A 26,438-nucleotide genomic window follows, 5' to 3' on the forward strand; every position below is an offset into this window, starting at 1 on the left:
GCTACCTGCCCTGCGCCAGTTGGAGGATGCGATCCACGGCGCCGACCAGCTCCGCGCCGGTCGCGGGCCGAGTGGACTGGAACCGCCCGGCGTCCGATGTCAGCGTCCCCGCCGTCACGGCCAGCGCTGCAGGCCGATAGAAGACGTGGGTCACCGGCAGGTCGGCGAACCTCGGGCGCGCCGCGCGCCACCGCGTGAGATCGGCGGGCCGCCCGGCAGCGGCCAGCTCGACGAGACTCGCGACGACCTGGGCCAAGTCGCCGCGCCGCACGATCGCACGCGGCTGGAAGGTGTGGTTCTCGTAGATGCGCATGACGCCGGCACGCGTCACCGGCGGGATCCAACGTGCGGCCCAATGGTCGCGGACGTCGGTGGCGACCTGCGGCGGACGCTGCGGCGCGTGCTCGAGCAGCGCGGCCAGCTTCACGCCGACGTAGGCCGCCACATCGCCTCTCGTGATCGTCGCAGCCGACGCCATCGTCCTCACGGGCTCCGGCAGATCGGCGGCCGCCGCCTTCTCGCGGAGGCTCGCCGCCTTGGACCGCCAGCCCTCGCGAGGATCGATGGCCGCCGCGCGGCCGTAATAGGTCGCCGCTTCGCCGAGCTTGCCACGGCCCTCGAGCACGCCGGCGAGCAGCGCGAGCGAATCGGCGGCGCCCGGATCGAGCTGGACCAGGCGCCGGGCGTGCTGCTCGGCGCGGTCGAGCGCGTCGGTCTGCTGCTCGAGCTGGACCAGCTCGGCAAGGATCACCGTGCTCGATGGCGAGAGGGCGAGCGCTTCCTCGAGCGTACGCTGCGCGTCGTCGGATCGGCCGGCGAGCCGCGCCGCGCGGCCGCGTTCGATGAGCGTCTGCACGTGCCGGAACCGCACGAGATCGAGGCGGGCCTTCACGCCTTCGCGCCGAGGATCGAGATCGAGGATTCGCTCCAGCGCGGCAATCGCCGCGGCGTCGTCGCCGAGCGCGATCTCGGCTTCCGCCCGGCCAGTCCAGGCCGGAAGGTAGGCGGCATCTGCCGTGATGGCCTCGGCGAACTGCGTGGCCGCCGCCTTGTAGTTCCGTTCGGCCAGCGCGACGTAGCCGAGCCCCGTGATCGAAGGGAAGAACCCCGGCGCGCCCTTCAGCACGGCCTGGAATTCGCGCGCCGCGCGTCGCTCGTCGCCGGCCTGCAGCCACTGCCAGGCCAGGTCGTGCCGCTGCCGCAACGCCGGCGAAACGCGGAGACGCTGGGGCACGACCGGCTCGACGTAGCCGGGATAGCGAGGCGTCAGCGACGCCGGCGGCCGCTTCGGAGCCGATGCGCAGCCGGCGGCGACCAGCACGCTCAGGATGCACGCCGCGCCGAGCCGGCCGCTCATGCCGGCATCCTCGCACGCGTGAATCGCCGCAACAACCTCCGCGGCACGTCAGCCTCGATGGAGATCCGATGGGCATCGGCCACGTGGCTCACGACGCGGGCATGCCGGTACAGCTCGGCGACGAGGTGCCGGTCCTCCTCGCGCCGATCGTCGAACTCGAACTGCACGCGTGCCGCGTTCATCGCGAGCCGCTCGCCGATCGCTTCGATCAGCGGATCGCGACCGATGTCGCACGCGGCCGACACGAAGACGGCCGACGGATGTGCGGCCCGGAGCGCACGCAATGCGTCGTCGTCCACGAGGTCGATCTTGTTGAAGACGTCGAGCACCGGCACGAGATCCGCGCCGACCTCGGCGAGGACGGCCTCGACCGCCGCCGCCCGGCGCTCCCGATCCGGCGCCGACGCGTCGCGGACGTGCACCAGCAGGTCGGCGCGAGAGACCTCCTCGAGCGTCGCATGGAACGCGGCGACGAGCTGGTGCGGCAGCCGGTCGATGAACCCGACGGTGTCGGCGAGCAGGATCTGCCGCGCATCGGCCAGCTTCATCCGGCGCAGCAGCGGATCGAGCGTCACGAAGAGCGCGTTGGAGGCGACGGCCGCTGCGCCCGTCAGCCAGTTGAAGAGCGTCGTCTTGCCGGCGTTCGTGTAGCCGACGAGCGCGACGGTCGGCACATCCGCGCGCCGCCGGCGCGCGCCGAGATAGCCGCGCCGCCGCCGCACTTCGGCGATCTCGCGCTTCAGGCTCGCGATGCGCTGGCGAATGCGGCGCCGGTCGGTTTCGAGCTTGGTTTCGCCGGGGCCTCTCGTGCCGATGCCGCCGCCGAGCCGCGACAGCGCCGCGCCGCTGCCGGCGAGCCGCGGCAGCGTGTACTGGAGCTGCGCGAGCTCCACCTGCAGCTTGCCCTCGTGCGTCCGGGCGCGTTGGGCGAAGATGTCGAGGATGAGCTCCGTGCGATCGATCACGCGCCGGCCGCAGATGGCTTCGAGGTTCCGAGCCTGCGCCGGCGTGATGACGTTGTCGACGATCACCAGACCCGCGTCGTGCTCGTCGCAGGCGCGCGCCAGCATCTCGGCCTTGCCGCGGCCGATGAGCGTCGCGGCGTCTGGCTGATCCCGGTCCTGCGCCATGCGCAGCACCACCGCGGCTCCGGCCGCGCGCGCGAGGCCGGCGAGCTCGTCGAGCGCGACGTCGGGATCCTCGCGGCGGCCGCGCACGCCTAGGCTGACGAGGGCGGCGCGTTCGCTTGGCCGCTCGCCTGACGTCGTGACGTTGCGGGTCATCCCTCGAGAAATGTTAGCACGCGGTCCCAGGCGATCGCGCCCGTCCGAACGAGTTGCGCGGGCGTCATCCGCGCGTCGACGATCGTCGACGGCGCCCCGCCCGCCGTCTCGCCCGCGTCGAGCACGAACACACGCGCATCACGGCCAACCGCGTCCAGATCCGCCGCACGCCGGACCGGCGGCGCGCCGGTGCGATTCGCGCTCGTCGCCGTCACGGGGAAGCCGAACCGCTCGGCCAGCGCGCACGCCGGCGCCGACGCCGGCACTCGGACCGCGACGCTGCGCCGGCCACCGTGGACGAGGCCGCTCACGAGCACCGGTGCATCCACCACGACCGAGAGCGGGCCCGGCCAGAACGCGTCCGCCAGCCGCGCCGTCGCGCGATCGAAGCGGCCGAGGCACGCCTCCGCCTGCGCTCGTGACGCAGCGATCAGCGGCACCGCCATCGCCGGATCCCGGCCCTTGAGATCGAACAGCGCCTGCACCGCCGCCTCCTGCCGCGGATCGACGGCCAAACCGTAGAACGTGTCGGTAGGGTACGCGACGATCCCGCCGGCCCGCAGCCAGTCGACGGCTCGGTCCAGCGCGGACGGCACCGGTGCCGCGCCGCTCACGACGACGTGCGGCGCAGCTCGACGGGGTCGCCGATCCGCACGCCCAGATGCTCGGAGGCATCGGCGGCATTGGCGGCGCACTCGAGGTGATCCGTGCTGCCGAAGAGCGCCGCCACGTCGCCAGGCGCGATGTCCGCGTACGTCGAGACGATGCGCGCAATCGATCGCCCGCCGACCGTCAACCGGAGCGTGCCGACGCCGTCGGTGAGCCTCTCGCACGACCGCCGATCGAGATTCGTGATCACGTTGCCGAACCGATCGATCCGCACGACCACGCCGTGGAGCACCGCGTCGGCCAGCACCGGCCGAGGCAAGTCGAGCATCACGTAGTCGCTGATCGGCCGGCCGAGCGCCGAGAGGTGCACGCCCTTCGACAACCAGGCCGCCGCGGGGGCGAAGCGGTCGCGGCCTTCGAACGTGCGGCTGACCGTCGGGCGCGCGTACCGCCGCTCGGTCAGCTCGACCACCTTCTTCGGCGGCGCCTCCTGGAACACCGCCGTCAAGACACCGTTGTCCGGCGCCACGAATCGCCAGTCGCCGACGTCGGCCGCCATGCCCCGGCGCGACGATCCGACCCCGGGATCCACGACCACGACGAAGATCGTGCCGGCTGGGTAGTACTTGTAGGTGGCGGCGAGCTCGTGCGCGGCGAAGGGCACGTCGTGCACCGGGAGATCGTGCGAGATGTCGACGAGCACGGCGTCGGGGTTGATCGACAGCACCACGCCCTTCAGCACACCGGCGTAGTGATCGCGCGTTCCGAAGTCGGTCAGGAACGCGATCAGCGGCTTGGCCATAGCTGAGGAGATTAGCAGAGCCGCGCTCGGCGGCGCCGTGCCGCCCGCTACGCCGCTTTGCGGAACAGCGTCTCGCGCGTGGCGGTCTTCAGCAGGATCGACTCGGCGACCGACAGCCCTTCGAAGATCTTGTTCAGGTCGCGGTTGACGAGCACGTGACGCTTCAGCGTCGGCGCCGGCGCCGGCCGAAGCCGCAGCGCATCCGGCGCCTCGACAATGAACCGGGTGTGCTGCGAGACGTCGGTCGCCTGCGTGCCGAAGAAGCCGTAGAGCACGCCGCCAGGACGCAGCAACGTCACCAGCCGAGACGCCAGCCGCTGGCTCGTCGGCTTGTCGAGGAAATCGAACACGTCCCAGCAGAGGATGCCGTCGAACACAGCCGGCTCCGTCGGCAGCCGGGTCTCGAAGGTGTCGGCCAGGCTGACCGAGAGCCGACCCGTCGCCTGCTCGTCGATCGGCACGAACAGATCTTCGATCGAGATCCTGCAAGCCAGCCGGTCACCGAAGAACGCGATGTTCTGCCCGATGACCGGCCCGAGATTGAGCAGCGTCGGCCCTTCCACCGGCGCGAGAGCCGAGAGCAGACGCGGCAGGACTTTGCTGGTCATCCTGGGATCGGCGGCAGGCTCCACAGCCGGCGCGGCGAGTGCCGTCGTCCGCCGCGTCGCCCACCCGAACAGCCCCGCCACGGTGCCCTCGTCCTGGAACGAGCGGGCTAGCGTCCCGCCGCAGCCGACACCGGCATCGCCGCCGGCACGGGCTTCGACTCGGCCTTCGGCTCCGCCGGCTTGGCGCCCTTCTGCATGTCGATGCTTCCGCGGAAGTGCGCGCCGTCGGCGATCGCGATCCGCGGTGCCGACAGATCCCCGTCGACCGAGCCGGCATCGCGGATGTCGACGCGCTCGGTTGCCGTGACGTTGCCCTGCACCTCGCCCTGCACGATCACGGCTTTGGCGAAGATCGTCGCCTTGATCTTGCCGTTGGGGCCGATGGTCAGCACGTTCTGACGCAACTCGATCTTGCCTTCGACCTGCCCTTCGATCGTCAGATCCTCGCTGCCGCTGAGATCGCCTTTGATGATGACGCTCTTGCCGATGTTCACGACTTCTCTCTCCTGGTGGCGGGTGGGTTCGACCCGGGGCGCGGCCTCGGGAGTGCTGACCGGATGGGCAGGCGGCGTTGGCTGTGCTGCTGGCCGCACGGACTCGTCACGCTTCCACATGAGTGTTCTCCAAGCGAAAAAACTCCTGGAGGCAGCGGGCCGGGGGACGAACTGGCCAGCCGGGGGAGTTGAACCGCGAGTATACGAAGTGCTGTGGCATGTGTCTAGGCTTGGATCGCGGTGCTACGATGGGAAATCGTGGCGATTTATCTGGACCATAACGCGACCACACGCCCGCATCCGGACGTCGTGGCCGCCATGACCGAGCATCTCGCCTCCACCTACGGCAACGCGTCCTCGATACACAGTTTCGGTCAGCGCGCGAAGTCCGTTATGGACGACGCGCGTTCGGCGCTCGCATCGCTCCTGCAGGCCGAGCCCACCGAGGTCGTGTTCACGAGCGGCGGCACGGAAGCCGATAACCTGGCGATCCGAGGGGCCGCCGACGCGCTCGACGCCACGGGCCGCCGGCACATCGTGACGACGGCCATCGAGCACGAGGCCGTGCTCAATACCGTCAAGGCGCTCGAGCGTCGCGGCTGGACCGCCACCTACCTCAAGCCGGGTGCGGACGGCATCGTGCCGGCGGACGCCGTCCGCGACGCGATGACGCCGGCGACCGCGCTCGTCTCCGTCATGCACGCCAACAACGAGATCGGCACGCTGCAGCCGATTGCCGAGATCGCGCCGCTCGTGCGCTCGCACGGCGCGCTGCTCCACACCGACGCGGTCCAGACCGTCGGCCGGATCCCAGTATCCGTCAGGCGTCTCGGCGCCGACCTGGTGTCGCTCTCCGGCCACAAGTTCGGCGGACCGAAGGGCGTCGGCGCGCTGTGGGTCCGCCGCGGTGTCCGCCTCGTGCCGCAGATGACAGGAGGCCGCCACGAGCGATCGCGGCGCGCCGGCACGGAGAGCGTTCCCGCGCTTGCCGGCCTTGGCGTCGCCGCCGCGCGCGCGGCCGCAGGAGTGGAGCGCTGGTCGCACGTCGCCGCGCTGCGGGATCGTCTCGAGGCTGGCATCATCGCCGCCGTGCCGGGCACGACGATCAACGGCGACGCCGGACGCCGGCTGCCGAACACGACCAACATCAGCTTCGACGGCGTCGAGGCCGAGGCGCTGCTGATCGCGCTCGACCTCGAGGGCATCGCGGTCTCCACCGGATCCGCGTGCTCGTCGGGATCGCTCGAGCCGTCCCACGTCCTGCGCGCGATGAACCTGCCGCTCGCTCGTGCGACCAACGCCCTCCGGTTCAGCCTCGGCCCAGAGAACACGGACGAGGAGGTCGCCGTCGTACTGCGGGTGCTCCCTGGTCTCGTGAGCCGGCTGCGGCGCATCGGCCGCCCTGCACTGGTGCGCTGACATGCGCATCGTCGTGGCGATGTCGGGCGGCGTGGACTCCTCGGTCGCCGCGCAGCTGCTGGTCGAAGCCGGCCACGACGTCGTCGGGCTGTCCATGCAGCTCTACGACCAGCGCGACGGACAGGAGACGTTCGGCAGTTGCTGCAGCCTGGACGATCTGCACGATGCCAGGCGCGTGGCGGCCGCGCTCGGGATTCCCCACTACATCGTCAATTTCGAGGAGCGGTTCCGGCAGACGGTCGTCCGCAACTTCGTCGACGAATACGCCGCCGGACGGACGCCGATTCCCTGCGTACACTGCAACGTCGACCTGAAGTTCTCCACGCTCGTCGAACGTGCGGCCGGCCTCGAGGCGGCGGCAGTCGCGACCGGCCACTACGCGCGCATCGAGTACGACGAAGATCGGCGGCGATACCGGCTGCTCCGCAGCGCGGATCCCGAGAAGGACCAGACCTACTTTCTCTTCGGGCTGACACAGGACCAGCTCGCCCGCGCGCTGTTTCCGGTCGGCCACCTCACGAAGGCCGAGGTGCGCGCCCACGCTGCGCGCGCTCGGCTGCTCGTCGCCGAGAAGCGCGACAGCCACGAAATCTGCTTCGTGCCCGATGGGGATGCGGCCGCATTCGTCGGCCGGCATCTGCCGGAGCCGGCGGTCGAAGGCGCCATCGTCGACTCAGGTGGCCGCACGCTCGGCCGGCACCGCGGCCTCCATCGGTACACCGTCGGCCAGCGAAAGGGGCTCGGACTGTCGGGGGCAGTGCCGCTCTACGTGCTGAAGCTCGACCGCGGCGAGGGACGCGTGGTCGTCGGACCTCGCGAGGAACTCGGCAGCACGACGCTGGAGGCGACCGGCGTCAACTGGATCGCCGGGGAGCCGCCGGCCGGTCCGTGCCAGGTCACCGCCAGAATCCGCCATCGTCACCAGGACGCGCCCGCGACGGTCATCGCAACAGGCGGCGATCGAGCGACCGTGCAGTTCGACACGCCACAGGTCGCAATCACCCCGGGCCAGGCCGTTGTCTTCTACGACGGCAGCGAGGTGCTCGGAGGCGGCTGGATCGCGTGAGAGGGCTCGCGGCGCGACCGCTCGCAGCGGCCACCTGACGCCGCGGGCGGCGATTCAGTGGCCGTGGTGCTCGAGGAAACGTTCGGCGTCGAGCGCGGCCATGCAGCCGGATCCGGCCGCGGTGATCGCCTGGCGATAGATCCGATCCTGCACGTCGCCGCAGGCGAACACGCCGGGGATGTTCGTCTTGGCGCCGCCGTAGGTGAGCAGGTATCCGTCGGGATCCATGTCGAGCTGTCCGACGAAGAGCGACGTGTTCGGCCGATGACCGATCGCGACGAACACCCCCTCGATCGGCAGCGTCTTCTCCGCGCCGGTCGCCACGTCGCGAAGCGTGACCGCCGACACGGCTCCGGCGGCCGCGTCGCTGATCGCCACGACCTCCGCGTTCCACTCGAAGCGGATCTTCGGATTGGCCCTCGCTTTGTCCTGCATGATCTTCGACCCGCGCAGGGCGTCGCGCCTATGCACGAGCGTCACGCTGGACGCGAAGCGCGTGAGGAACGTGGCCTCTTCGAGGGCGGAATCTCCCCCGCCGACGACGGCAATCGGCCGGCCACGGAAGAAGAACCCGTCGCAGGTCGCGCACGTGGACACGCCGTGGCCCATGAGCGCACGCTCTTCGGGCAGCCCGAGCAGCTTGGCCGAGGCGCCGGTCGAGATGATGACCGTTCTCGCCTCGATGACCGCGTCATCGGTGGTGACCCGGAACGGCCGCACCGAGAAATCGACGGTCGTCGCCATGCCGGCGCGCAGCTCGGCGCCGAACCGCGCCGCCTGGTTCCGCATCGCCGACATCAGCTCGGGCCCCATGATGCCCTGCTCGAAGCCGGGGAAATTCTCGACCTCGGTGGTCATCATCAACTGACCACCGGCGTCCAGCCCTTCGATGACGAGCGGAGACAGGTTCGCGCGCGCCGTGTAGAGCGCCGCGGTCAGCCCTGCCGGCCCCGAGCCGATGACGACAACGTTGCGAATGGAGTCGGACACGCGCGGTTAGAGGTGTCGATCGAGCATCTGCTTCAGCGCGCTCTTGTCGACGAGCCCGACGACCTGATCGACGATCTGGCCGCCCTTGAAGAGCATGACGGTGGGAATGCCCCGGACCATGTAGCGCATGGTGATGCTCGGGTTGTCGTCGACGTTGAGTTTGCCGATGCTGACCTTGCCCACGTAGTCGCTGGCGAGCGTGTTGATGGACGGCTCCATGGCCCGGCACGGCCCGCACCACTCGGCCCAGAAATCCACCAGGACCGGCGTGGACGCTTTGAGGACGTCGCTCTCGAAGTTGCCGTCAGTAAACGTCAGGACGTGCTCGGATGCCATGCGACTGTTGTCCTTTCCTTTCGTGCTGATCAGCGCCCGCTCCGGCTCTCCACCGCCAGCCGCGCTCGTCTGTACACTTTGACATATTCCCGGGCGGAGGTCGCCCACGAGTGGTCTGCTCCCATGCCGTTCCGAACGAGCGGCAGCCAGGCCTCTTTGTCGCGAAAGAGGCGCACGGCCTGCCGGACCGCTCGCACGAGCGCCTCCGGCGTCGCGTCCTTGAACTTGAAGCCATTCGCACCGATGGCGCGCGCGGTGTAGGGCTGGATCGTATCGTCCAGGCCGCCGACGGCGCGGACGATCGGAACCGCGCCGTAGCGGAGGCTGTACATCTGGTTGAGCCCGCATGGCTCGAACGTCGAGGGCATCAGGAACATGTCGGCGCCGGCCTCGACGAGGTGCGCGAGCGGCTCGCTGAACCCGATGTGCACGCCGACGCGCGCGGGTTGGCGCGCGGCCCAGTCGCGGAGGAACTGCTCGTACCGAGCCTCCCCGGTACCGAGGAACACCCAGGTCGCGTCGCACTCGGCCAGCCGTTCGCTCGCCTGCTCGATGAGCTCCATTCCCTTCTGCTCGACGAGGCGCGACACCATGCCGATGAGCGGCCGCGCCATCCGGTCGTCCCCCTGGGCGAACCCGAAACGCTCGAGCAGTGCGCGTTTACACGCGGCCTTGCCCTCCAGGTGGTCGGCATCGAACGGCGCCGGAAGGTACGGATCGGTCTGCGGGTTCCAGGCGGCCGTGTCGATCCCGTTCAGGATCCCGACGTAGCGGTCGCGGCGGGCCTGCAGCGCGCCTTCGAGACCGGCGCCGAACTCCGGCTCGAGCGTCTCGCGCGCGTACGACGGGCTCACCGTCGTCACGTAGTCGCTGTACATGATGCCGGCCTTCAGGTAGCTGAGCTGGCTGTAGAACTCGCCGGTATCGATCGTGAACACCGACCATGGCAGTTCCAGCCTCGGCACGACATCGCGGGGAAACAGCCCCTGGTACGCCAAGTTGTGGATCGTGAACACGATGCCGGCGCGGCGTAGCCGCGGGAACCGTTCCGGCAGCACACGGAGGAGCGCGGGCGCGAGGCCGCCCTGCCAATCGTGCGCATGGACGACGTCCACCGGCGTGCCCATCTCGTACTCCGCGAAGTCGAGCGCCGCGGCGCACAGCAGCGCGAAGCGTTCAGCGTTGTCCGGGTAGTCGCGGCCGCCCTGGGTGTAGAACCCTTCGCGATCGAAATAGCGCGGCGCATCGACCATGACGATGCGCCGGTGGCGGTCCGGCTCGGCGACGAGGAACGTGACGTCTTCGGAGACGCTGCCGATCCTGACGTGCCGATGACGTTCGGCGGCGCCGGGCAAGGACACACCGCGATAGCGTGGCAGGACGATGGTGACGTCGTGGCCGAGGTCGCCGAGCGCGGCCGGCAGCGCACCGGTGACGTCGGCGAGCCCGCCCGTCTTGGCGTAGGGCGACACCTCCGACGCCACCATGACGATGCCCAAGCGCGGGGCACGACCTGCGAGACGACGATCAGCCAAGGAACGGAGCCGGGGATCCGGCAGGGGCCCGTCAGCGGCGCGAGGCGCGGCGACGATCAGTCGCGGTTCTGGACGAGCGGCGAGCTGGCCGCATTCAGCAGGTTCGGCACGGTCGCGGCGCGGTTCAGCAGGCCCGACGTCTTCTCCACGGCCCAGTTGAACAGATGGCGCGCCTCGGCGAACCGCAGCGTGCTGTTGGCGGCGCCGAGGACGACGACGGCCAGCGGCGCGCCCTGCGGCACCTGCAGCAACGTCGCCAGGCAGTAGCCCGCCTTCGAAATGAAGCCGGTCTTCCCGCCGATGACGTTGACGCCCTCCGTCCCCAGCAGCCGGTTCGTGTTGTGAATGGCGACGACGCCGCGATTGGTCCGGGCTTCGTACGCCTGCGTGCGCATGATCGGCCCGAGGCGCTCGTCAGACGTGGCGAACGCGATCAGGTGCGACAGGTCGTAGGCTGACGAGACGTTGCGCGCATCCAGGCCCGACGGATCCGCATAGCGCGTGTTGGTCAAGCCGAGGTGCGCGGCCATCTGATTCATTCGGCCGACGAACGCCTCGGTGCCGCCTTCGGACGTGCGGGCGAGCACGCGCGCGGCCGCATTGTCCGACGCGATGAGCGTCAAGTGCAGCAGATCCGAGTACGTCAGCACGTCGCCGGCGCGCAGGTGCGTCGTGGACGCACGCATCACGTCGGCCCGCGTCACCTTCACCGTCTGGGTGAGGTCGGGATCGTCGGCGATGAAGGTCACCGCCGTCATGATCTTCGTGAGGCTGGCGATCGAGCGCTGGTCGTGCGAATTCGCTTCCCAAAGGATGTCACCCGTCTCGGGGTTGTAGATGATCGCTGCCGCGGCCCGGACGTCAGGCACCAAATTGCCGGCGTCGTCGGTCTTGAAGCGCGGCTGTCTCGCTTCCTCGGCCAGACGGGCGGCCGCGGCGCGGCGTGCCCTGGCGAGCGCTGCCGCGCGTGCCAGGCTGGTGCGCTGCGCGCGCTTGGCCGCCGTGACCTTCGCGCCCGACTTCGCGGTCTGCGCTGACGCGGCCGCCGGCACGATCCCGACCAACATCCCCAGAACGCCGGAGACAACCAAGCGATGAAGTCGACGCTGCGCGATCACGACACCTCCAGACGCCTCTTGCTACGTGTCACGGCGTTCTGCCGTCCGCGTGTGCGAAAATCGAGCGAGAAACCCGCGGCTGGATGGTAGCACGCAAGTCCAGCATGCTCAACGAGAAACGGACGCTCACCTCGAGCCGGCAGCGCGCCGGGTTTCAGCTCCGTAATGGCGCCGACAATCCCGGCGCGAAGGATGCCGGCAGGACGCCACGCGAGCCGCCGCGACGGCATCGATCCAAGCGGTTGGTCTCGTCCATCCAAGCCAGGCCCACCCAACCCGCTCCAGCCAGAAATCGGCCGCGCGCCGAAGACTTGATTCGCACTGAACTGCGCGCGAATTCGATCGCGTCGACTCATCGGTCGACGCCAGCCCCAATGGCACTTCGCTTGCAGGACGCTTGCGCGCGAGGCGCTATGAGTCTGGTGAAGCTGCTCGGGTTCACGACGCTGACATGCGGATGCGTGTCGGGACGGTATCGTGAAGTCGGCTCCGAGCGAGAGATTACGTACATCGAAGAAAAGGGCACGTCCTGCGCGCAGACCGGCCACACCCGCAATCAGCCGGTCAGCGCGAACCGCGTCGCTCACGGGTTCACCAACCCGTCGGTCGGCCGGGCTTCCTGAAACCGGGCCGACGGCCGACGCCGTCGTCCGGTCACATCGACCCTCTGTACTTTCGGGCCCCGACGTCCGACAATGGATGACGTATGGCCCTCGTTGCCGTTTCATCGCGCCAGCCTCGTCCTCGGGTCGAGCTCTCCCTCGGCCGCTCGCGCCTCCGGTTCTTCCTTGGCGATTGCCTGGACGTCCTGCCCGACCTCGACGCGCGATCCATCGGCGTCGTCGTGACCTCCCCTCCCTACAACCTGGGCATCCGGTATCGGTCGTACCGGGACGACCTGCCGCGAACCGAGTACCTGAACTGGACCGACCGCTGGCTGCGTGCGCTCTCGCGGGTCATGCAGGAGCAGGGGTCGCTGTTCCTCAACGTCGGCGCCAAGCCGACCGACCCGTGGATCCCCCTGGAGGTCGCACAGGTCGCGAGGCGGTGCTTCAGCCTTCAGAACACGATTCACTGGGTGAAGTCGATCGCGATCGACCGCGAGGCCACGGGCGACGGGATCGCGCTCGATCGGGACGTCGCGGTCGGCCACTACAAACCGATCAACAGCGACCGGTTCGTCAACGACTGCCACGAGTTCATCTTTCATTTCTCGCCGAGCGGCCGGACGCCGCTCGACCGCCGGGCCGTCGGCGTCCCCTACCAAGACCCTTCCAATGCGAAGCGGTGGGCATCGGGCGGCACGGGCCGGCGATGCCGGGGGAACACCTGGTTCATTCCCTACGAGACGATTCAGAGTCGCGATCGCGATCGGCCCCACCCCGCTTCGTTCCCTCCGAAGGTGCCGGAGCAGTGTCTGCGGCTGCACGGGGTGTCGAGGGCCGGCACCGTGCTCGACCCGTTCCTCGGCCTGGGCAACACGGCGATCGCCGCCGCGAAGCTCGGCCTGGATTTCGTGGGGATCGAGCTCGATCCGCAATACCTGGACGAAGCCGCGCGCCGCGTGAAGGCCGCCCTCGACCGGCCGTCCACCCACGCCCAAGGCTGACGCGGCGAACGCGCGGCGGCCTGGCGCGACGATACGGCGGAACTGCTGGGGGAGGCGCGCCCTGACCGCCCGCCAAGCCGGCGCCGGCGGGCTAGCGGCCCTTCGGCCTCGGAATCGTGTACGAGTCGCGGTAGATGAGCTCGCTCACCTCGGGCCGGCTCACCGCGATCTTGATCTGCCGCCGAATCTTGAACGGATCCGGGTTCGACGACGTGTAGCCGATCATGTAGTAGTCGCTGGTCTCGGCGTCGATCCGCTGCAGGCCCTTCTTGTAGTCGTTCGTCTGGCAGATGCAGAACCCGCCGGTTTCTTCGCCGAGCACCCGCAGCGAGTTGGTCTGCGTGGTGATGTAGTCGCGCCAGTCGGCCGGCGTCTGCAGCCCGAGCACGTCGATCGGAATGGAAGACGTCGTCAAGCCGCGCGGGTCGAGCGTGTAGAACACGACGTTGGCCCGGCGCGCCTCCCGCGTGAGCTGCGCGATCTCGTGGACTAGATCGGACTCGGCGAACTCTGTTTTCTGCATGTAGTACTGATCGGCGAGCGGCGTGTCCACGTCGTAGGCCGAGCTGATCGGCCTGTTGATGTAGAGGCCCTGTTCATCGGTGAACTCGGTCGGCGTGTCGGCCGCGCGCTGATACTCGGCCTGGATGCGGGCGTAGCGCCCCTCGCGGAACGGATCGAACGTGTAGCCGCTGCTCACGTAGATGAACGACTTGCGCCGATCGTTGATCTTCGCCAGCTCTTCCATCATGCGGTAGGCCGTCAGGAACGCCGTGTGCGCGTTCTGACGCATCCCTGGCGGACCGGAGTTGCCGTTGCTGCCCTCGTACTTCACCGAGTCGAGGATCTCGTTGATCTTCATGCCGGCGCCGATGACCTTGTTGATCGCTTCGTCGAACCGCCGGCGGCCGAAGTCGTAGGTCGGGTTGATCTCGATGCCCGACGGGCCGGTCGAGACGAACCCGACCAGATCGTTGTCGTGGATCAGCGTGTCGCGGATTTCCTTGAGCGCCTGTTTGATGCGCGGCGTGTCGCTCGTCTGCAGGTGCAGATCGTCGATCAGGATCATGAAGATCCGGCCCGAGACATCGTTCGTCTGCCGCACCTTCGGCAGGATCAGCCCTTCCGAGGCGCGCATCGTCGGCGCGGGTGCGGCGATTTCCGTGAACGTGCGCCCGCCGATCATGCGGATGAACCGCTCGATCTTCTGGGGCACCCCGTCTTCCGTAACGGTGACCTCGGCGGCTCGCAGATCGGGGATGAACTTCCCTTCGCGGTCGCGGACGACGACGTCCGTGGACACGTAGTTAGTGGTCGCCCTGAAGACCGTCCCCGCCTGCTGGGCCGACAGGATGGCCGTCGCCAGCAGCACCGGCATCACGAACAGGCCGATCCCCCTGGCCATCGTCCGAAACTTCATTGACGTCTCCCTCACCGGAGATTATGGCAGACGTTCCCTGCGCCTGGCCCGGCGTTTCCTCGCGGCGCCGCCCGCCCCGCCGGCCGCGGCGACGCTGCGGCAAGGCGGCAAGGATGGCGTCCCAATCGGCGTCGATCGTCGCCGCGGCGGCAGCGGCGGCCCGTTCATCCGGCCAATCGTCAGGGTTGAGACGCGCCAGGCGCGCAATCAGTTCTTGACGCTCTTCCGGCGTCCGCGCCCGGCGTTCCACGCGGTCGCGCAATTCGGCGTACCGGCCGCGCAACCGGGCCGCGCGCTCCGCGCCGAGCGCCCGGCCGAGCGTGGACGTGTCGTCCGAAGGCCTCGGGCGCGGCGGCTCCGCGCGGGCGGCTCGGGGCCCGCGCTCCCGCCAGACGCGCGGGGCAGGCTCGCGCGAGCTCGCCACGTCGCGGCTGAGCCCCTGCCAGTCGAACGAGATGTCAGGATGGGTGTGTTCGAGCGCCACGCGCGACTCGTCGTCCAACGGCCGACGGCCGACGGTCACATGGGCCGGCGTGCGGAAGAGGTACAGGACGCGGGTCGGCCCCGGGCCGCCGCTGCCGCGATACTGGTGCACGACGCAGGTCGTCTCGTAGCCCCGCTTGTCGCGCGCATAGCGGATGGACGGCACGCCTACCTCTTACGTTTGGCGGCCGGCTTGGCTTTCGCCTTGGCCGGCGTCCGGCCCTTGACCGCGGCCTTCGCCCGGGCAGCCGGACGGGTCGCCGGCCGCGGCCTGGCGGCGACGGGCCGCCGCTTCTTCGACGCAGGCGCAGCCTTGGCTGGCTTCTCTTTCTCTACCGCGCCGTTCGGCGCTCTGCGGGGCGCGGCGCTCTGCCGTGCCGCCGACGGGCTCTCGTTGTAGACCTTCACGAGGTCGAACCCGTCGCTCGCGGGACGGTACGTCCAGATCTCGCTGACGCGGGCCTGATTGGCTTCACACAGCCGCTTGGCGGCCTCGTAGAACGAGACCGGGATGTACAGATGGAACGGCACGCGGGCGCGCGAAAAGTGGACCCACTGGTAGAGCGCCTCGAGGTTGTTCGTCGACTCGCCGCTCTCGACTTCCACGATGAGCGCCAGCTTCCGTCCGTCCGTGAGCACGAGGTCGGGATAGAGCGTCTGGGGCCCGATCTTGACGGGGGCCAGTTGCTCGTCGCCCACGTTCACCGCGACGTTGAATTTTCGCTTGCCTTTGTACCGGGCCTGAAGGTGTCGGATGAGGCGGTCGTGCTCGAGCTGCTCACGCACGGGCCGGACGAGAATGGACACGCAGCCTCCAGGTGGTTAGGTCGACCGCCCGATCATATGTCAAGCTACCTCCGGACAGTGACATACGAGCGACGGTATCCTAACACTATCTCTGACGTCTACATACTGTCCGCGGCCCCCGTTTCACGCCATAATTTCGCTCCGTGACCACGAATCTTCGCCGCACGGTCCACGTCCACGGCGTCCCGCTCGACCTCGGCAGCGGCCGGCGCGGGGTCGACATGGGGCCGTCGGCCGTCCGCATCGCCGGGTTGGGCGACCGGCTCGCCGCCCTCGGGTTCGTCGTCCAGGATCACGGCGACCTCTTGACGCCGATCCCTGAAACGCAGGCGGAAGAGGACCCGCGGAAGAAGTACGTCCATCAGATTGCCGCCGTCTGCCGCGACCTGTACCGCGCGGTGCAGCGAAGCCACGAGGCCGGGGCCCTGCCGATCGTGATCGGCGGCGACCACTCCCTCGCCGCCGGCTCGGTCGCCGCCTCGGCCGATGCGCACGCCGGACCGGCGTCGTCCATCGGCGTGCTCTGGATCGACGCCCATGGCGACATGAACACCCCGGCCACGACCCTGAGCGGCAACGTCCACGGGATGCCGCTCGCCGCGCTCGTCGGGGGTGAGCCAGCCGAGCTGTCGGGCATCGGACGCCGCTCGCCCGCCGTCTCTCCGGATCGGGTCGCCATCGTCGGCCTGCGCAACCTGGACGAGCAGGAGAAGCAGCGGATCCGCGACTCGGGCATCCATGTGTTCACGATGAAGGACATCGACCGGCACGGCATCGCTTCGGTCATGGAACGCGCCATCGATCTCACGTCAGCCGGCGGCGCCGGCCTGCACGTCTCGCTCGACCTCGACGTGTGCGATCCGACGATTGCGCCCGGCGTCGGCACGCCGGTCAAGGGCGGCCTGTCGTATCGCGAAGCGCATCTGGCGCTCGAAATGGTCGCCGATGCCGGCCTGCTCCTTGCGCTCGACATCGTCGAGATCAATCCGATTCTCGACGTCCGCAATCAGACCGCGATTCTCGGCACCGAACTGGCACTCTCGGCGCTCGGCGCGAAGATCCTCTGACCCGGTCGCCATCCGTGCCAAGGGCGATCGGGCGAGACCGAGTCGCACCCGCAGTCGAGGTGGGCCACAGCTCGCAGTGTGCCGACCTGCGCCCGGCGCCGCCGGCCGGTCGTGTGCCTATCGTGTGCCTGCGGTAGGGTGCCGGGAGTGGCGCGTCGCGAGATGAGGCCGTCTGTTGTTGGTGGGCCGCGCAGGGATCGAACCTGCGACCCTCTGGTTAAAAGCCAGGTGCTCTACCACTGAGCTAGCGGCCCCGCCGACGCGCTCATTGTACTCGGGACCGACATCACGTCCGGTCAGTGCAGCATCGCGTAGACGAAGTAGTTCACGCCGAGCTTGTAGGCATCGTTCGTCGTGTCGACCGGGAACATACCTGAGCCGGACCACTCCCAGTACTCGGCGATGTCGTTGTTGTAGTTGACGAGCGCGAGCATCCGCTTCGACGGGTCGTTGTCCTCGAACACGCCGTAGTACTCCGGGCGCACGTTCACCGTCGGGTGCGGCAGCGTGACGGCCGGCAGCTCGAAGAACGCGTGGAAGATCGGGTGGGAATGGTCGAGCGGGATGAACTGCGCGTCGGGCAGCACCCGCAGGAACTGCTGCTCGAAGTTCGTCCACTGCTCCGCCTCGAAGTCGTCGAAGACGATGAAGCCCCCTTTGAGCAGGTAGCTGCGGAGCTGCTCGGCGCCGGCGTCGGTGATCCGCCAGAAACCCGGCTCCCACAGGTACAGGATCGGATTGCGGAAGATCTCCGGATCCTCGAGGTCGAAGACGTTGCTCGTGTGGAGGTTCGGCGCGAGCGAGGTCAGCGCGTCGAGGATCAGCGGAAGGTGCGTGTCGGCTTGCGGATAGTCGTGGTTCCACGCCGACGACCAGCCGCGGCCGAAGCCGCCGAGCGCCCCGCCGTACCGGATGCGCGTGAACGTGAAGCGGCCGTTGTACGGCTGGTTGACACCGACCGCCGACGGACGCACGCCGCCACGCTGCGCGAGGACGTCGGCGGCGGCGAGCACGAGGCAGAGTGCCGCCACCCAGGGCACGCGCCGGCGGGAGGTCATGCGTCAGCGTCGCACGGCCGGGCCCCCAGGCTCAACCGTCGCGTTACGCAGATTTAACGGGGTCGTGATGGCCGGGAAACCCGTGCGCGTCAGACTACGGGCGTGACGACGGAGACACCCCGGGCCCGCGTGCTCGTGGTCGAAGACGAACAGGACATCGCGCAGCTCATCAAGCACACGCTCGAGCGCCAGGTGATGGCGGACGTCGACATCGCGTCCACCGGCGAGGCGGCGCTCGCCCACGTGCGGACGCAGCCGCCGGATCTGATGATCCTCGACCTGAACCTGCCGGTCATCGACGGCACGGAGGTCTGCCGCCTCGTCAAGACCCGGCCCGCGACCGCGCACGTTCCGATCATCATGCTGACGGCGCGCTCGTCGGAAGCCGATCAGGTGGCCGGGCTGGATCTCGGTGCCGACGACTACGTGACCAAGCCCTTCAGCCTGCGCGAGCTCGCGGCCCGCGTCCGCGCCGCGCTGCGCCGCCGGCACACGAAGGCGTCCGGTGCCGCGGCCAGCTATCACGGCCGGCACCTGCAGGCGGACTTCGATGCCGTCCGCGTGGCTGTCGACGGCGCGCCCATTCGGCTGACGCGGCGCGAGTTCGAGCTGCTCCGCTGCCTCATCGAGAACAAGGACCGCGTGTTGTCACGCGACCGCCTGCTCGAGCGCGTGTGGGGATACAGCCACTTCGTCGAGACGCGCTCGGTCGACGTCCACGTCGGGCGGCTTCGCGCCAAGCTCGGCGCGGCCGCCGGCCAGATCGAAACGGTCGTCGGCCTCGGCTACCGTTTCGTCGAGTAGTCCGGTTCCCGATACAATCGCCTGGGTCCGTTCGCCGACCCTCGGCCGGCCAGGGTCGGCGCCTGATACTCGCACCGGTCGCGACATGACGTCACCTTCCAGTCCGGTTCCCGTGGCGGTCCTCGACATGGGCGCCAGCGCCATCCGGTTGATCATCGGCGAAGCGGGGCCGAAAGGGCTCGTCCGGGTGCTCGAAGACGCGTCGCGCGGCGTCCTGCTCGGACGCGACGCGTTCTCGACCGGCGTCATCCGATCCGAGACCGCCGACGCGGCGCTCTCGGCGCTCGAAGGGTTCCGGACGCTGCTCGGCGATTACGGCGTCGAGCGCGTGCGCGCCGTGGCCACGAGCGCCGTGCGTGAAGCCCGCAACGGCGACGTCTTCCTCGATCGCGTGAAGGCGCGGACGGGCCTCGTCTTCGAGGTGATCAACGAAGCCGAGGAGAGCCGGCTCGTCTACCTCGCGGTGCGCGATCGGCTCGCGAAGCACGGCGCGTTCAAGGGCGCGTGGACGCTGCTCGCGGAAGTCGGCGGCGGCAACACCGACCTGACGCTGCTGCGCCGCGGGCGCCCGAACCGATCCGGTGTGTACGCGCTCGGCGCGATCCGGCTGCGGCAGCAGCTCGGCCTGTCGCGGCACACGCCCGATCTTCGCGCCAGCATGCTCAACCGCTACATCGCGCACATCGTCGACGAAATCCGGGTCGACATCCCGCTGCACCGCGTCACGCACGTCGTGGCGATCGGCGGCGACGTGCGGTTCGCCGCCGTCCACGTGCTCGACCGCGACTTCACCGACGGCGCGCCGCTCGACGTGCCGCGCGACCGGTTCCTCGCCTCGCTCGTCGTGTGCGACGCGTCACTGCGGCTCGGCGCGCTCATCGATCTCGCCGTGCCGGGCGGACGGCTCGGCGCCGAGGACTTCGAACGCCAGGTGCTCGCGAGCGCCGATGCCGTCGGCCAGAAGTACAAATACGACCGCGCCCACGGCATGCACGTGGCTCGGCTCGCCGTCCAACTCTTCGATCAGCTCGGCGAGGAGCACGGGCTGACGCCGCGCGACCGGCTGCTGCTCGAGGTGGCGGCGCTGCTCCACGACGTCGGGCTCTTCATCGGGCTGCGCGGACACCACCGGCACTCGCAGTACGTCCTCTCGGCGTCGCAGATCTTCGGGCTGTCCGACATCGAAACGCAAATCGTCGCCAACGTCGCCCGCTACCACCGGCGCGGGCTGCCCGACAAGAGCCACCAGGCCTACATGGCGCTCGATCGCGAGGATCGGATCATCGTCGGCAAGCTGGCGGCGATCCTTCGCGTCGCCAACGGCCTCGACGCCGAGCACCTCCAGAAGGTCCGCAGCGTGACGCTCACGCGGCGCGATCACACGTGGCTGCTGGACCTCGAGAGCACGGGCGACACGACGCTGGAGCGCCTCGCCTCGACGGCCAGGACCGATCTGTTCGTCGAGACGTTCGGCCGCCGGCTGCTGGTACAGGAGCGTGGGGTGGCGGGATGACGTCGACGAATGGTCGCAACGCCAGCCTGTTCATCAATCGGGAGCTGTCCTGGCTGGCCTTCGACGAGCGTGTGCTCGGCGAGGCTGAAGACGAGACGGTGCCGCTGCTCGAGCGCCTGAAGTTCGCGTCGATTGCCGCGGCCAACCTGGACGAGTTCTTCATGGTCCGGGTCGCGAAGCTCAAACGCGCCATCGAGGACGACGACGTCCGGCCCGATCTGGCCGGCATGACGCCCGCCGAGCAGCTCGCCGCGGTACGCAACCGCGCGCGGACGCTGATGGCGCGGATCTACACGCTCACGAGTGACGTCTTGCTGCCGGCTCTCGCCAGCGAGGGCATCCGCATCGTCGCGTGGGACACCGTTGCGCCGCCCGAGCAGGCGGCCCTGACGTCGTTCTTCCGCGACGCCGTGCTGCCGGTCCTCACGCCGTTGGCGGTCGATGCGTCGCGCCCCTTCCCGCTGCTGTCGTCGCTGAGCCTGAACCTGGTGCTGCTGCTCGAACCGGGAGCGGACGACACGCAGCCGCGGCTGGCGGTCGTACAGGTGCCCGCGGGGCTCGCGCGGCTCGTGCGCGTGCCCGGCGCCGACGGCCCGACGTTCGTGCTGCTCGAAGACATCGTGCGGGCATCGCTCGCTCACCTGTTTCCCGGACAGCCGATCCGCGAGGTGCGGTGCATCCGCTTGAGCCGCGACGCAGAGCTGGAGCTCGACGACGAGGGGGGCCGCACCCAGCTCGAACAGGTCGAACGCGAGCTCCGCCGGCGGCGGCGCAGCGACATCACGCGGCTCGAAGTCGATGCCGACGTGTCGGTCGAGATGCGGGACATCCTCGAAGACCGCCTGGACATCGAGGCCGAGGAAGTGTTCCTCATGCCCGGGCCGCTGGACATGCGGCTGCTCATGGGCCTCGTCGACCTTCCCGGATGCGACCGGCTGCGCGAGCCCGCCTTCGTGCCGGTGAACCCGCTCGAAGACGACGCCGATGTGTTCACGGTGCTGGACCAGCGCGACGTGCTCCTGCACCACCCGTACGAGTCCTTCGATCCGGTGTTGGCGTTCGTCGCGCAGGCGGCACAGGACCCGGACGTGCTAGCGATCAAGCAGACGCTGTACCGCGCCACGCCGGGCTCCTCGCTCATCGAGAGCCTCCGACGGGCCGCCGAGCGCAACAAGCAGGTGACCGTCGTCGTCGAGTTGACCGCCCGCTTCGACGAAGAGCGCAACATCCAATGGGCGCGCGCGCTCGAGGAGGCCGGCGCGCACGTCGTGTACGGCGTCCGCGGCTACAAGACCCACGCGAAGATGTGCCTCGTCGTTCGCCGGACGCCCACCGGGCTTCGCCGCTATCTCCATCTCGGGACCGGCAATTACAACGAGCGGACGGCCAGGGTGTACACGGATTTCGGGCTGATGACGAGCCGGCCGGCGTTCTGTGAGGACGCGTCCGCGGTGTTCAACGCGCTCACCGGGTATTCGGATCCGCCGCAACTGCACAAGCTCGCGATGGCGCCGACCGGACTCCGCCAGCGGCTGCTCAGGCTGATCCGGCGCGAACAGCGGTTCGCGGAGAGCGGCCGCCCGGCCGCGATTGCGGCCAAGGTGAACGCGCTCGTGGACGAGCAGGTGATCCTGGCCCTGTACGAAGCGTCAACGGCCGGTGTCGACATCCTGCTATGCGTGCGCGGCATCTGCGCGCTGCGTCCCGGCGTGCCCGGCGTGAGCGAGCGGGTCCGCGTCGTGTCGCTCGTCGATCGGTTCCTCGAACACTCGCGCATCTACCGCTTCGAGAACGGCGGCGATCAGGAGGTCTACCTGGCGAGCGCCGACTGGATGACGCGGAACTTCGACCACCGGATCGAGTTGATGTTCCCGATCGAGCATTCGGACCACCGCCGTACGGTCACGGCCGCGCTCGACGCGATGTTCCGGGACAACGTCAAGGCCTATCACCTCGATGCGGACGGCACGTACCGTCGCCGGGCTCGCGCGCGGGATCAGCCGCCGTTTCGCGTGCAACAGGCGTTGCTCGAGGACATCAGCCGCATGGCGGACACCGCGCGGCAGCGGGCGGGCGTCTCGCTCCAGCCGCGCTGACGCGCACGGCCGCGTGATCACCGGGACGTTACATTCGCGTTGCACGCGGATGCTATTGATCCGTCCGACGCCAATGACTGCTCAACACAAGCACCGTGAGGCCTGGCTGCGCCGAACCGCGCGATCCCGCGGCTATCGGGTCGTGCCTTCCCCACGTCCGGCAGAAACTGGTCAGCTCGGCTACCTCGTCATCGATGTCGAGCACGACCGGATCGTGCTGGGCGCCAGCCCCACGCTGTTCTCCGCGAGCCTCGATCACGTCGAGCACTTCCTCATGGACGGCCCGGCGCCCCGCAAACGCCGCCGGATCTTGCCGCCCGACGACGCCGCTTAGCTGACGGATCGCGCAACCGGCCGCCACCTCGCGGCACGGCCTTACCTCCCCACTTCACGGCGCGTACAAAGCATGGGGCGTCCCGAAGGACGCCCCACCGGAGTCGCCGGATCTTCCTGACTAGAAGTTGAGACGGAACGCGAACTGCCCCTGTCGCGGCGTGCCGAGCCCGACCGTACGGCCGACCGTTCCGGTCAACTTGCCGAACGTCCCGGCGGCGGCCGGTGTGTACGCCTGGCCGGGCTGCAGCCGATTGGCCTCCGTCAGCGAATCGTTCGGAATCGCCTGAGGCAGCGTGCCGACCGGGTTCGAGAAGTTGACGGTGTTCAGCACGTTGAAGATCTCGGCCCGGAACTCCACGCTGCGCCCGCCGCCGAGCGAGACGCGCTTGGCGAACACCAGATCGAGCTGCGAGAAGCTCGGACCGTGAATCGAGTTGCGCTCCAGGTTGCCGAACTCGCCCGGCGCGGGCGTCGCGAAGGCCGCCGGATTCAGGAACAGCGTGCCGCCGTCCTCGATGAACGGGTCGACGCCGGGCACGAGGTCGGGACGACGCACGTTGCGCGACGATCCGCCGCGGGGCGTGTTGATGATGGCCACGCGCCCCGCCGCCGGGTTCGCGAAGACGTTGCCCTTCGCGTCCCGGTAGACGACATCGGGGCGAACGATCTGCACGGGCACTGGCAGCCCGCTGCGGGCGTTCATGATCCAGCCGACTTCCCAGTCGCCGAGCAGGGTGCGGAGCAGCGGGCTCGCGTTCTGCCCGAACGCCTTGCCCGTCCCATACGGCAGCTCGTAGAGCACGCTGAAGTTGAACGTGTGCCGCACGTCGAAGTTGTTGTAGCCGATGTCGTAGTCGAACTCCTCGAGCGTGCGCGCGTTGTTCGCCGCGGTCTGTGCCTCGTTCGATCCGGCGGTGTTGCCCCGGCTGCGGCCGAACGTGTACTGCACGTTGGCGGAGAGCCCCTTCTGAGCGCGCTTCACCAGCGAGAACTGGAGCGCCTGGTAGCTGTCGCGGCCGCCGCTGGTCTTGTAGTCGATCTCGGCGTACGGGTTCTGCACCGAGACGATCGTCCCGTTCGCGTCGCGCACCGGAATCGAGAATTCGCGGACGACCAGCGCCGCCTTCGTCGGATCGGGGTTCGTGATCACGTCGACGATGTTGTTCGCGACGCTCCGGAGGAACAGGTTCCGGCCCTGGCTGCCCACGAACGCCGCGGTCACCGCCATCCGGCCCGGCAGCTCGCGTTGCACCGAGGCCGTGTACTGGTAGACCGTTTCCGGGATCGAGTACTCGTTCGCGTAGGCGCGCGGCTGGTACGACCGCGTGTTCACGTTCTTCTCGAAGTTGGCCGCGATGGCCGCCGTGTCGACCGGAAACGATGCGTTGCTCACCGTCGAGCTGACGCGGTCGCTTTCGACCGGTTGAATCTGATCCTCCGTCTGGCCCGGGCCGACGAACACGCCGATGCCCGACCTGAAGACCGTCTGCTCGTTCAGCGCGTAGGTGAACCCCACGCGCGGCTGGAACGCGTTCTTCTTGGTCTTGAACAGGGGCGTCGTCGGCGAATCGATCGCGCCGGTGTCGATGTTGAACTTGACCACGAGGTCGCGCGTTTCCCGGAGCGGCGTGTAGTAGTCGTACCGCAGACCGTAGTTGAGCGTCGCCTTTCGGCCGACGCGCCACTCGTCCTGCGCGTACGCGATGTAGTACTCCTGCCGGACGTTGCGTGCCCCCGCCGCACCCTTGTTGAACGGGCTCGGCGCGCTCACGTCGCCGAGGTACTGCACGCTCGACGCCTGGTTGTTGAGGAACGCGGAGAGGTTCTGAAAGGTGTAGGTCGTGCCGCCCAGCCGGTCCGTCGACATTCGAATGGCGCGGAACTCGCCGCCCACCTTCAGCAGATGCGCGCCGCGCGCCGTCGTCAGCGCGTCGATGATCGAGACCGTGTACGGATCGTACGGCTGCCCGCGGCCGTTGGTCGCACTGTTGGCCCGGACGAGGCCGCCCGGTACCGCGATGCCGGAGCTGGCGCCCTGCCCCGCGATGCCGGTGTTCGCCACCGAGCCGCTGAGGTTGAGCACGAGGCTCCCGAAGTCGATGCCGTTCACCACCGGCGCGATGCCGTTGATGCGCGTCGGCGCCGCGTTGTAGCCGACCTTGAACTCGTTCGTCGCGACGTTCGAGAGCGTGCCGTTCAGGCTGAACACGGCGTTCGTGGGATTGGCGGTGATCTCGACGCGCCGGCCGGTCACGCCTTCGGGCTGCACGTTCCGTCCCTGATCGTGGAAGACGCGCACGTAGGCGAGCCATCGGTCGCTCAGCTTGACGTCGAGCCGCGCGCTCGTCGCGTGCTCCCTGACGTCCTGCACGCCCTGCAGTTGCGCGATGTCGAAGTCGGGATTGGCCGATGCTCCTGGCAGAATCACGGCGTCGGGCGCGAGGAAACCCGGCCGGAGCTGGCGGATCGCCGGCACCGCGCGGTTCCAGGCCGCATCGCTCGGCACGGCTTCCACGAAGTTCACGCCCGCGCGAAGGCGGTATTCCTCGTAGCTCACGAAGAAGAAGGCGCGGTTGCGGGCGAGCGGTCCGCCCATCGACGCGCCGAACTGGTGCTGGTTCAGCAGCGACTTCGGAAGGCCCGCGGCCGTATCGAAGTAGTTGGGCGCGTCGAACCGATCGTTGCGGTAGTACTCGAAGAGCGATCCGCGGAGCGCGTTGCTGCCCGACTTGGTGATGACCGTGACCTGCCCGCCGGTGCCGGTGCCGTACTCGGCCGGGTAGTTGCTGGATTCGACGCGGAACTCCTGGACGTTCTCGAGACTGGCCTGCAGCTTGAACGGCGTCGGCACCTCGCCGTTGAGGTTGCCCGGCGCCGCGTCGATGATCGACGACCCTTCGACGCCGTCGTACCGGATGGCGTTCTGCTCGAGCGCGCGGCCGCTGAATCGCACGTCCTGCCAGGTACCGGTGCCGGAGTTCACGGCTCCCGGGGCCTGAAGCGTCAATTGCGACATCTGCCGACCGTTGATCGGCAGGTTCTGGACGTCCCGCTCGTTCACGTTCACGCCGAGACGGGCCGAGCTGAGATCGATGGGCGCGATGTCGGCGGTGACGGTCACGGACTCCTTCACGCCTTTCGGCTGCATCGTCAGATCCAGCGCGAACTCCTGCGCGGCCGACAGCGGCATGCCGTGGTACTCGAGCGGCTCGAAGCTGCCGAAGGTGACCTTCAACGTGTAGACCGACGGCCTGAGATTCGCGAGCACGTAGCGGCCCTTCTCGTTCGAGGTCGTCGTGCGCACCTCGCCTGTCTTCTCGTTCGTCGCGGCGACGGTGGCGCCGGCCACGGCGGACCCGGAGCTGTCGAACACGGAACCGGTGAACCGGGCATCGGACTGGGCTCCAAGTTGCGGGGCCACGGCGAGCCAGCCAACCGTGGCCAGCATCACGGACACCGCGAGCCGCAGGTGTCGTCGCATTGTCGTTCTCATGGAATGGCGTTCTCCTCGATGACGGTGAGTCAGCATCGAGAAGCACTGTAGGAAGACCGTGTAACGAGGGTGCGACGCGGGCGGGTACGTACCGTTAATTGTGAACGTCCGTGAAGAACGTCGCGTGCGTCGTCA

24 protein-coding genes and 1 tRNA gene are annotated in these 26,438 nt (G+C 68.9%); 9 read left to right on the top strand and 16 right to left on the bottom strand.

The annotated features are described in order from the left end of the window. Position 1: 1 nt before the first annotated feature. The 6 genes from IT184_01485 to IT184_01510 all read right to left on the bottom strand — a co-directional run bounded on the left by IT184_01485 (position 2) and on the right by IT184_01510 (position 5,273). Entirely contained in the window at positions 2 to 1,357 is a 1,356-nt protein-coding gene (locus IT184_01485; GenBank protein MCC7007467.1) for a tetratricopeptide repeat protein, read from the bottom strand. Further along, complete coding sequence (gene hflX, locus IT184_01490; GenBank protein ID MCC7007468.1) at positions 1,354 to 2,640, bottom strand: GTPase HflX; 1,287 nt, start codon at positions 2,638 to 2,640, stop codon at positions 1,354 to 1,356. The genes IT184_01485 and hflX overlap by 4 nt, the downstream gene beginning before the upstream one ends. Then, positions 2,637 to 3,236 (bottom strand): threonylcarbamoyl-AMP synthase, encoded by a 600-nt coding sequence (locus IT184_01495; protein ID MCC7007469.1) that lies wholly within the window; start codon positions 3,234 to 3,236, stop codon positions 2,637 to 2,639. Before IT184_01495 ends, hflX begins: the two co-directional genes overlap by 4 nt. A 14-nt stretch (positions 3,237 to 3,250) precedes the next feature. Beyond that, complete coding sequence (locus tag IT184_01500) at positions 3,251 to 4,051, bottom strand: SAM-dependent chlorinase/fluorinase (protein ID MCC7007470.1); 801 nt, start codon at positions 4,049 to 4,051, stop codon at positions 3,251 to 3,253. A gap of 47 nt (positions 4,052 to 4,098) precedes the next feature. Continuing rightward, positions 4,099 to 4,659 (bottom strand): hypothetical protein, encoded by a 561-nt coding sequence (locus tag IT184_01505; GenBank protein MCC7007471.1) that lies wholly within the window; start codon positions 4,657 to 4,659, stop codon positions 4,099 to 4,101. A 107-nt stretch (positions 4,660 to 4,766) separates the two neighbouring features. Beyond that, a complete protein-coding gene (locus IT184_01510; protein ID MCC7007472.1) occupies positions 4,767 to 5,273 on the bottom strand; it encodes a polymer-forming cytoskeletal protein in 507 nt (168 codons plus the stop codon). A 135-nt stretch (positions 5,274 to 5,408) separates the two neighbouring features. Between IT184_01510 and IT184_01515 the strand changes: the two genes are divergently transcribed. Continuing rightward, entirely contained in the window at positions 5,409 to 6,572 is a 1,164-nt protein-coding gene (locus IT184_01515; GenBank protein MCC7007473.1) for a cysteine desulfurase, read from the top strand. Position 6,573: 1 nt separating this feature from the next. Then, the gene (gene mnmA / locus IT184_01520) at positions 6,574 to 7,638 is read left to right on the top strand and encodes a tRNA 2-thiouridine(34) synthase MnmA (GenBank protein MCC7007474.1); all 1,065 of its coding nucleotides are present in this window, start codon (positions 6,574 to 6,576) and stop codon (positions 7,636 to 7,638) included. Between the two features lie 54 nt (positions 7,639 to 7,692). Here mnmA and trxB read toward each other — a convergent pair whose 3' ends face one another. The 4 genes from trxB to IT184_01540 all read right to left on the bottom strand — a co-directional run bounded on the left by trxB (position 7,693) and on the right by IT184_01540 (position 11,566). After that, positions 7,693 to 8,616 carry a thioredoxin-disulfide reductase gene (gene trxB, locus IT184_01525; GenBank protein MCC7007475.1) on the bottom strand — a complete coding sequence of 308 codons (924 nt, stop codon included), beginning with the start codon at positions 8,614 to 8,616 and terminating at the stop codon, positions 7,693 to 7,695. A gap of 18 nt (positions 8,617 to 8,634) precedes the next feature. Continuing rightward, a complete protein-coding gene (gene trxA / locus IT184_01530; GenBank protein MCC7007476.1) occupies positions 8,635 to 8,964 on the bottom strand; it encodes a thioredoxin in 330 nt (109 codons plus the stop codon). A 29-nt stretch (positions 8,965 to 8,993) separates the two neighbouring features. Then, the gene (gene glgA, locus IT184_01535; GenBank protein MCC7007477.1) at positions 8,994 to 10,463 is read right to left on the bottom strand and encodes a glycogen synthase GlgA; all 1,470 of its coding nucleotides are present in this window, start codon (positions 10,461 to 10,463) and stop codon (positions 8,994 to 8,996) included. A gap of 92 nt (positions 10,464 to 10,555) precedes the next feature. Further along, positions 10,556 to 11,566 carry a D-alanyl-D-alanine carboxypeptidase gene (locus IT184_01540; protein ID MCC7007478.1) on the bottom strand — a complete coding sequence of 337 codons (1,011 nt, stop codon included), beginning with the start codon at positions 11,564 to 11,566 and terminating at the stop codon, positions 10,556 to 10,558. Positions 11,567 to 12,030: 464 nt separating this feature from the next. Here IT184_01540 and IT184_01545 point away from each other — a divergent pair, with 464 nt between their 5' ends. Further along, positions 12,031 to 12,240 carry a hypothetical protein gene (locus tag IT184_01545; protein ID MCC7007479.1) on the top strand — a complete coding sequence of 70 codons (210 nt, stop codon included), beginning with the start codon at positions 12,031 to 12,033 and terminating at the stop codon, positions 12,238 to 12,240. 83 nt (positions 12,241 to 12,323) lie between these two features. Further along, positions 12,324 to 13,226 (top strand): site-specific DNA-methyltransferase, encoded by a 903-nt coding sequence (locus tag IT184_01550; GenBank protein ID MCC7007480.1) that lies wholly within the window; start codon positions 12,324 to 12,326, stop codon positions 13,224 to 13,226. 91 nt (positions 13,227 to 13,317) lie between these two features. Here IT184_01550 and IT184_01555 read toward each other — a convergent pair whose 3' ends face one another. From IT184_01555 to IT184_01565, 3 genes are read right to left on the bottom strand one after another with little or no spacing between them, the layout of a single operon-like run. Next, a complete protein-coding gene (locus tag IT184_01555) occupies positions 13,318 to 14,646 on the bottom strand; it encodes a VWA domain-containing protein (protein ID MCC7007481.1) in 1,329 nt (442 codons plus the stop codon). After that, positions 14,534 to 15,295, bottom strand: a complete 762-nt coding sequence (locus IT184_01560) for a hypothetical protein (GenBank protein MCC7007482.1) — start codon at positions 15,293 to 15,295, stop codon at positions 14,534 to 14,536. Before IT184_01560 ends, IT184_01555 begins: the two co-directional genes overlap by 113 nt. 2 nt (positions 15,296 to 15,297) lie before the next feature. Further along, on the bottom strand, positions 15,298 to 15,936 hold the full coding sequence (locus IT184_01565) for a hypothetical protein (GenBank protein ID MCC7007483.1): 639 nt from the start codon (positions 15,934 to 15,936) through the stop codon (positions 15,298 to 15,300). Positions 15,937 to 16,079: 143 nt separating this feature from the next. Between IT184_01565 and rocF the strand changes: the two genes are divergently transcribed. Beyond that, positions 16,080 to 17,003 carry an arginase gene (gene rocF, locus IT184_01570; protein ID MCC7007484.1) on the top strand — a complete coding sequence of 308 codons (924 nt, stop codon included), beginning with the start codon at positions 16,080 to 16,082 and terminating at the stop codon, positions 17,001 to 17,003. 179 nt (positions 17,004 to 17,182) lie between these two features. Here rocF and IT184_01575 read toward each other — a convergent pair. After that, positions 17,183 to 17,257: transfer RNA gene (locus IT184_01575), tRNA-Lys, on the bottom strand. Between the two features lie 42 nt (positions 17,258 to 17,299). Then, complete coding sequence (locus IT184_01580; GenBank protein MCC7007485.1) at positions 17,300 to 18,061, bottom strand: DUF4159 domain-containing protein; 762 nt, start codon at positions 18,059 to 18,061, stop codon at positions 17,300 to 17,302. A gap of 129 nt (positions 18,062 to 18,190) precedes the next feature. On the opposite strand from IT184_01580, the gene IT184_01585 reads away from it, so the two are divergent. From IT184_01585 to IT184_01600, 4 genes are all read left to right on the top strand, one after another. Further along, positions 18,191 to 18,865 carry a response regulator transcription factor gene (locus tag IT184_01585; GenBank protein ID MCC7007486.1) on the top strand — a complete coding sequence of 225 codons (675 nt, stop codon included), beginning with the start codon at positions 18,191 to 18,193 and terminating at the stop codon, positions 18,863 to 18,865. A gap of 85 nt (positions 18,866 to 18,950) precedes the next feature. Then, positions 18,951 to 20,378, top strand: a complete 1,428-nt coding sequence (locus IT184_01590; protein MCC7007487.1) for an HD domain-containing protein — start codon at positions 18,951 to 18,953, stop codon at positions 20,376 to 20,378. Next, a complete protein-coding gene (ppk1, locus tag IT184_01595) occupies positions 20,375 to 22,474 on the top strand; it encodes a polyphosphate kinase 1 (protein ID MCC7007488.1) in 2,100 nt (699 codons plus the stop codon). Before IT184_01590 ends, ppk1 begins: the two co-directional genes overlap by 4 nt. Before the next feature lie 142 nt (positions 22,475 to 22,616). Beyond that, entirely contained in the window at positions 22,617 to 22,808 is a 192-nt protein-coding gene (locus IT184_01600; protein MCC7007489.1) for a hypothetical protein, read from the top strand. 120 nt (positions 22,809 to 22,928) lie between these two features. Here IT184_01600 and IT184_01605 read toward each other — a convergent pair whose 3' ends face one another. Continuing rightward, the gene (locus tag IT184_01605; GenBank protein ID MCC7007490.1) at positions 22,929 to 26,291 is read right to left on the bottom strand and encodes a TonB-dependent receptor; all 3,363 of its coding nucleotides are present in this window, start codon (positions 26,289 to 26,291) and stop codon (positions 22,929 to 22,931) included. Between the last annotated feature and the right edge of the window lie 147 nt (positions 26,292 to 26,438).

Source organism: Acidobacteriota bacterium (genome assembly GCA_020853395.1).
Taxonomy (GTDB): Bacteria; Acidobacteriota; Vicinamibacteria; order Vicinamibacterales; family SCN-69-37; genus JADYYY01.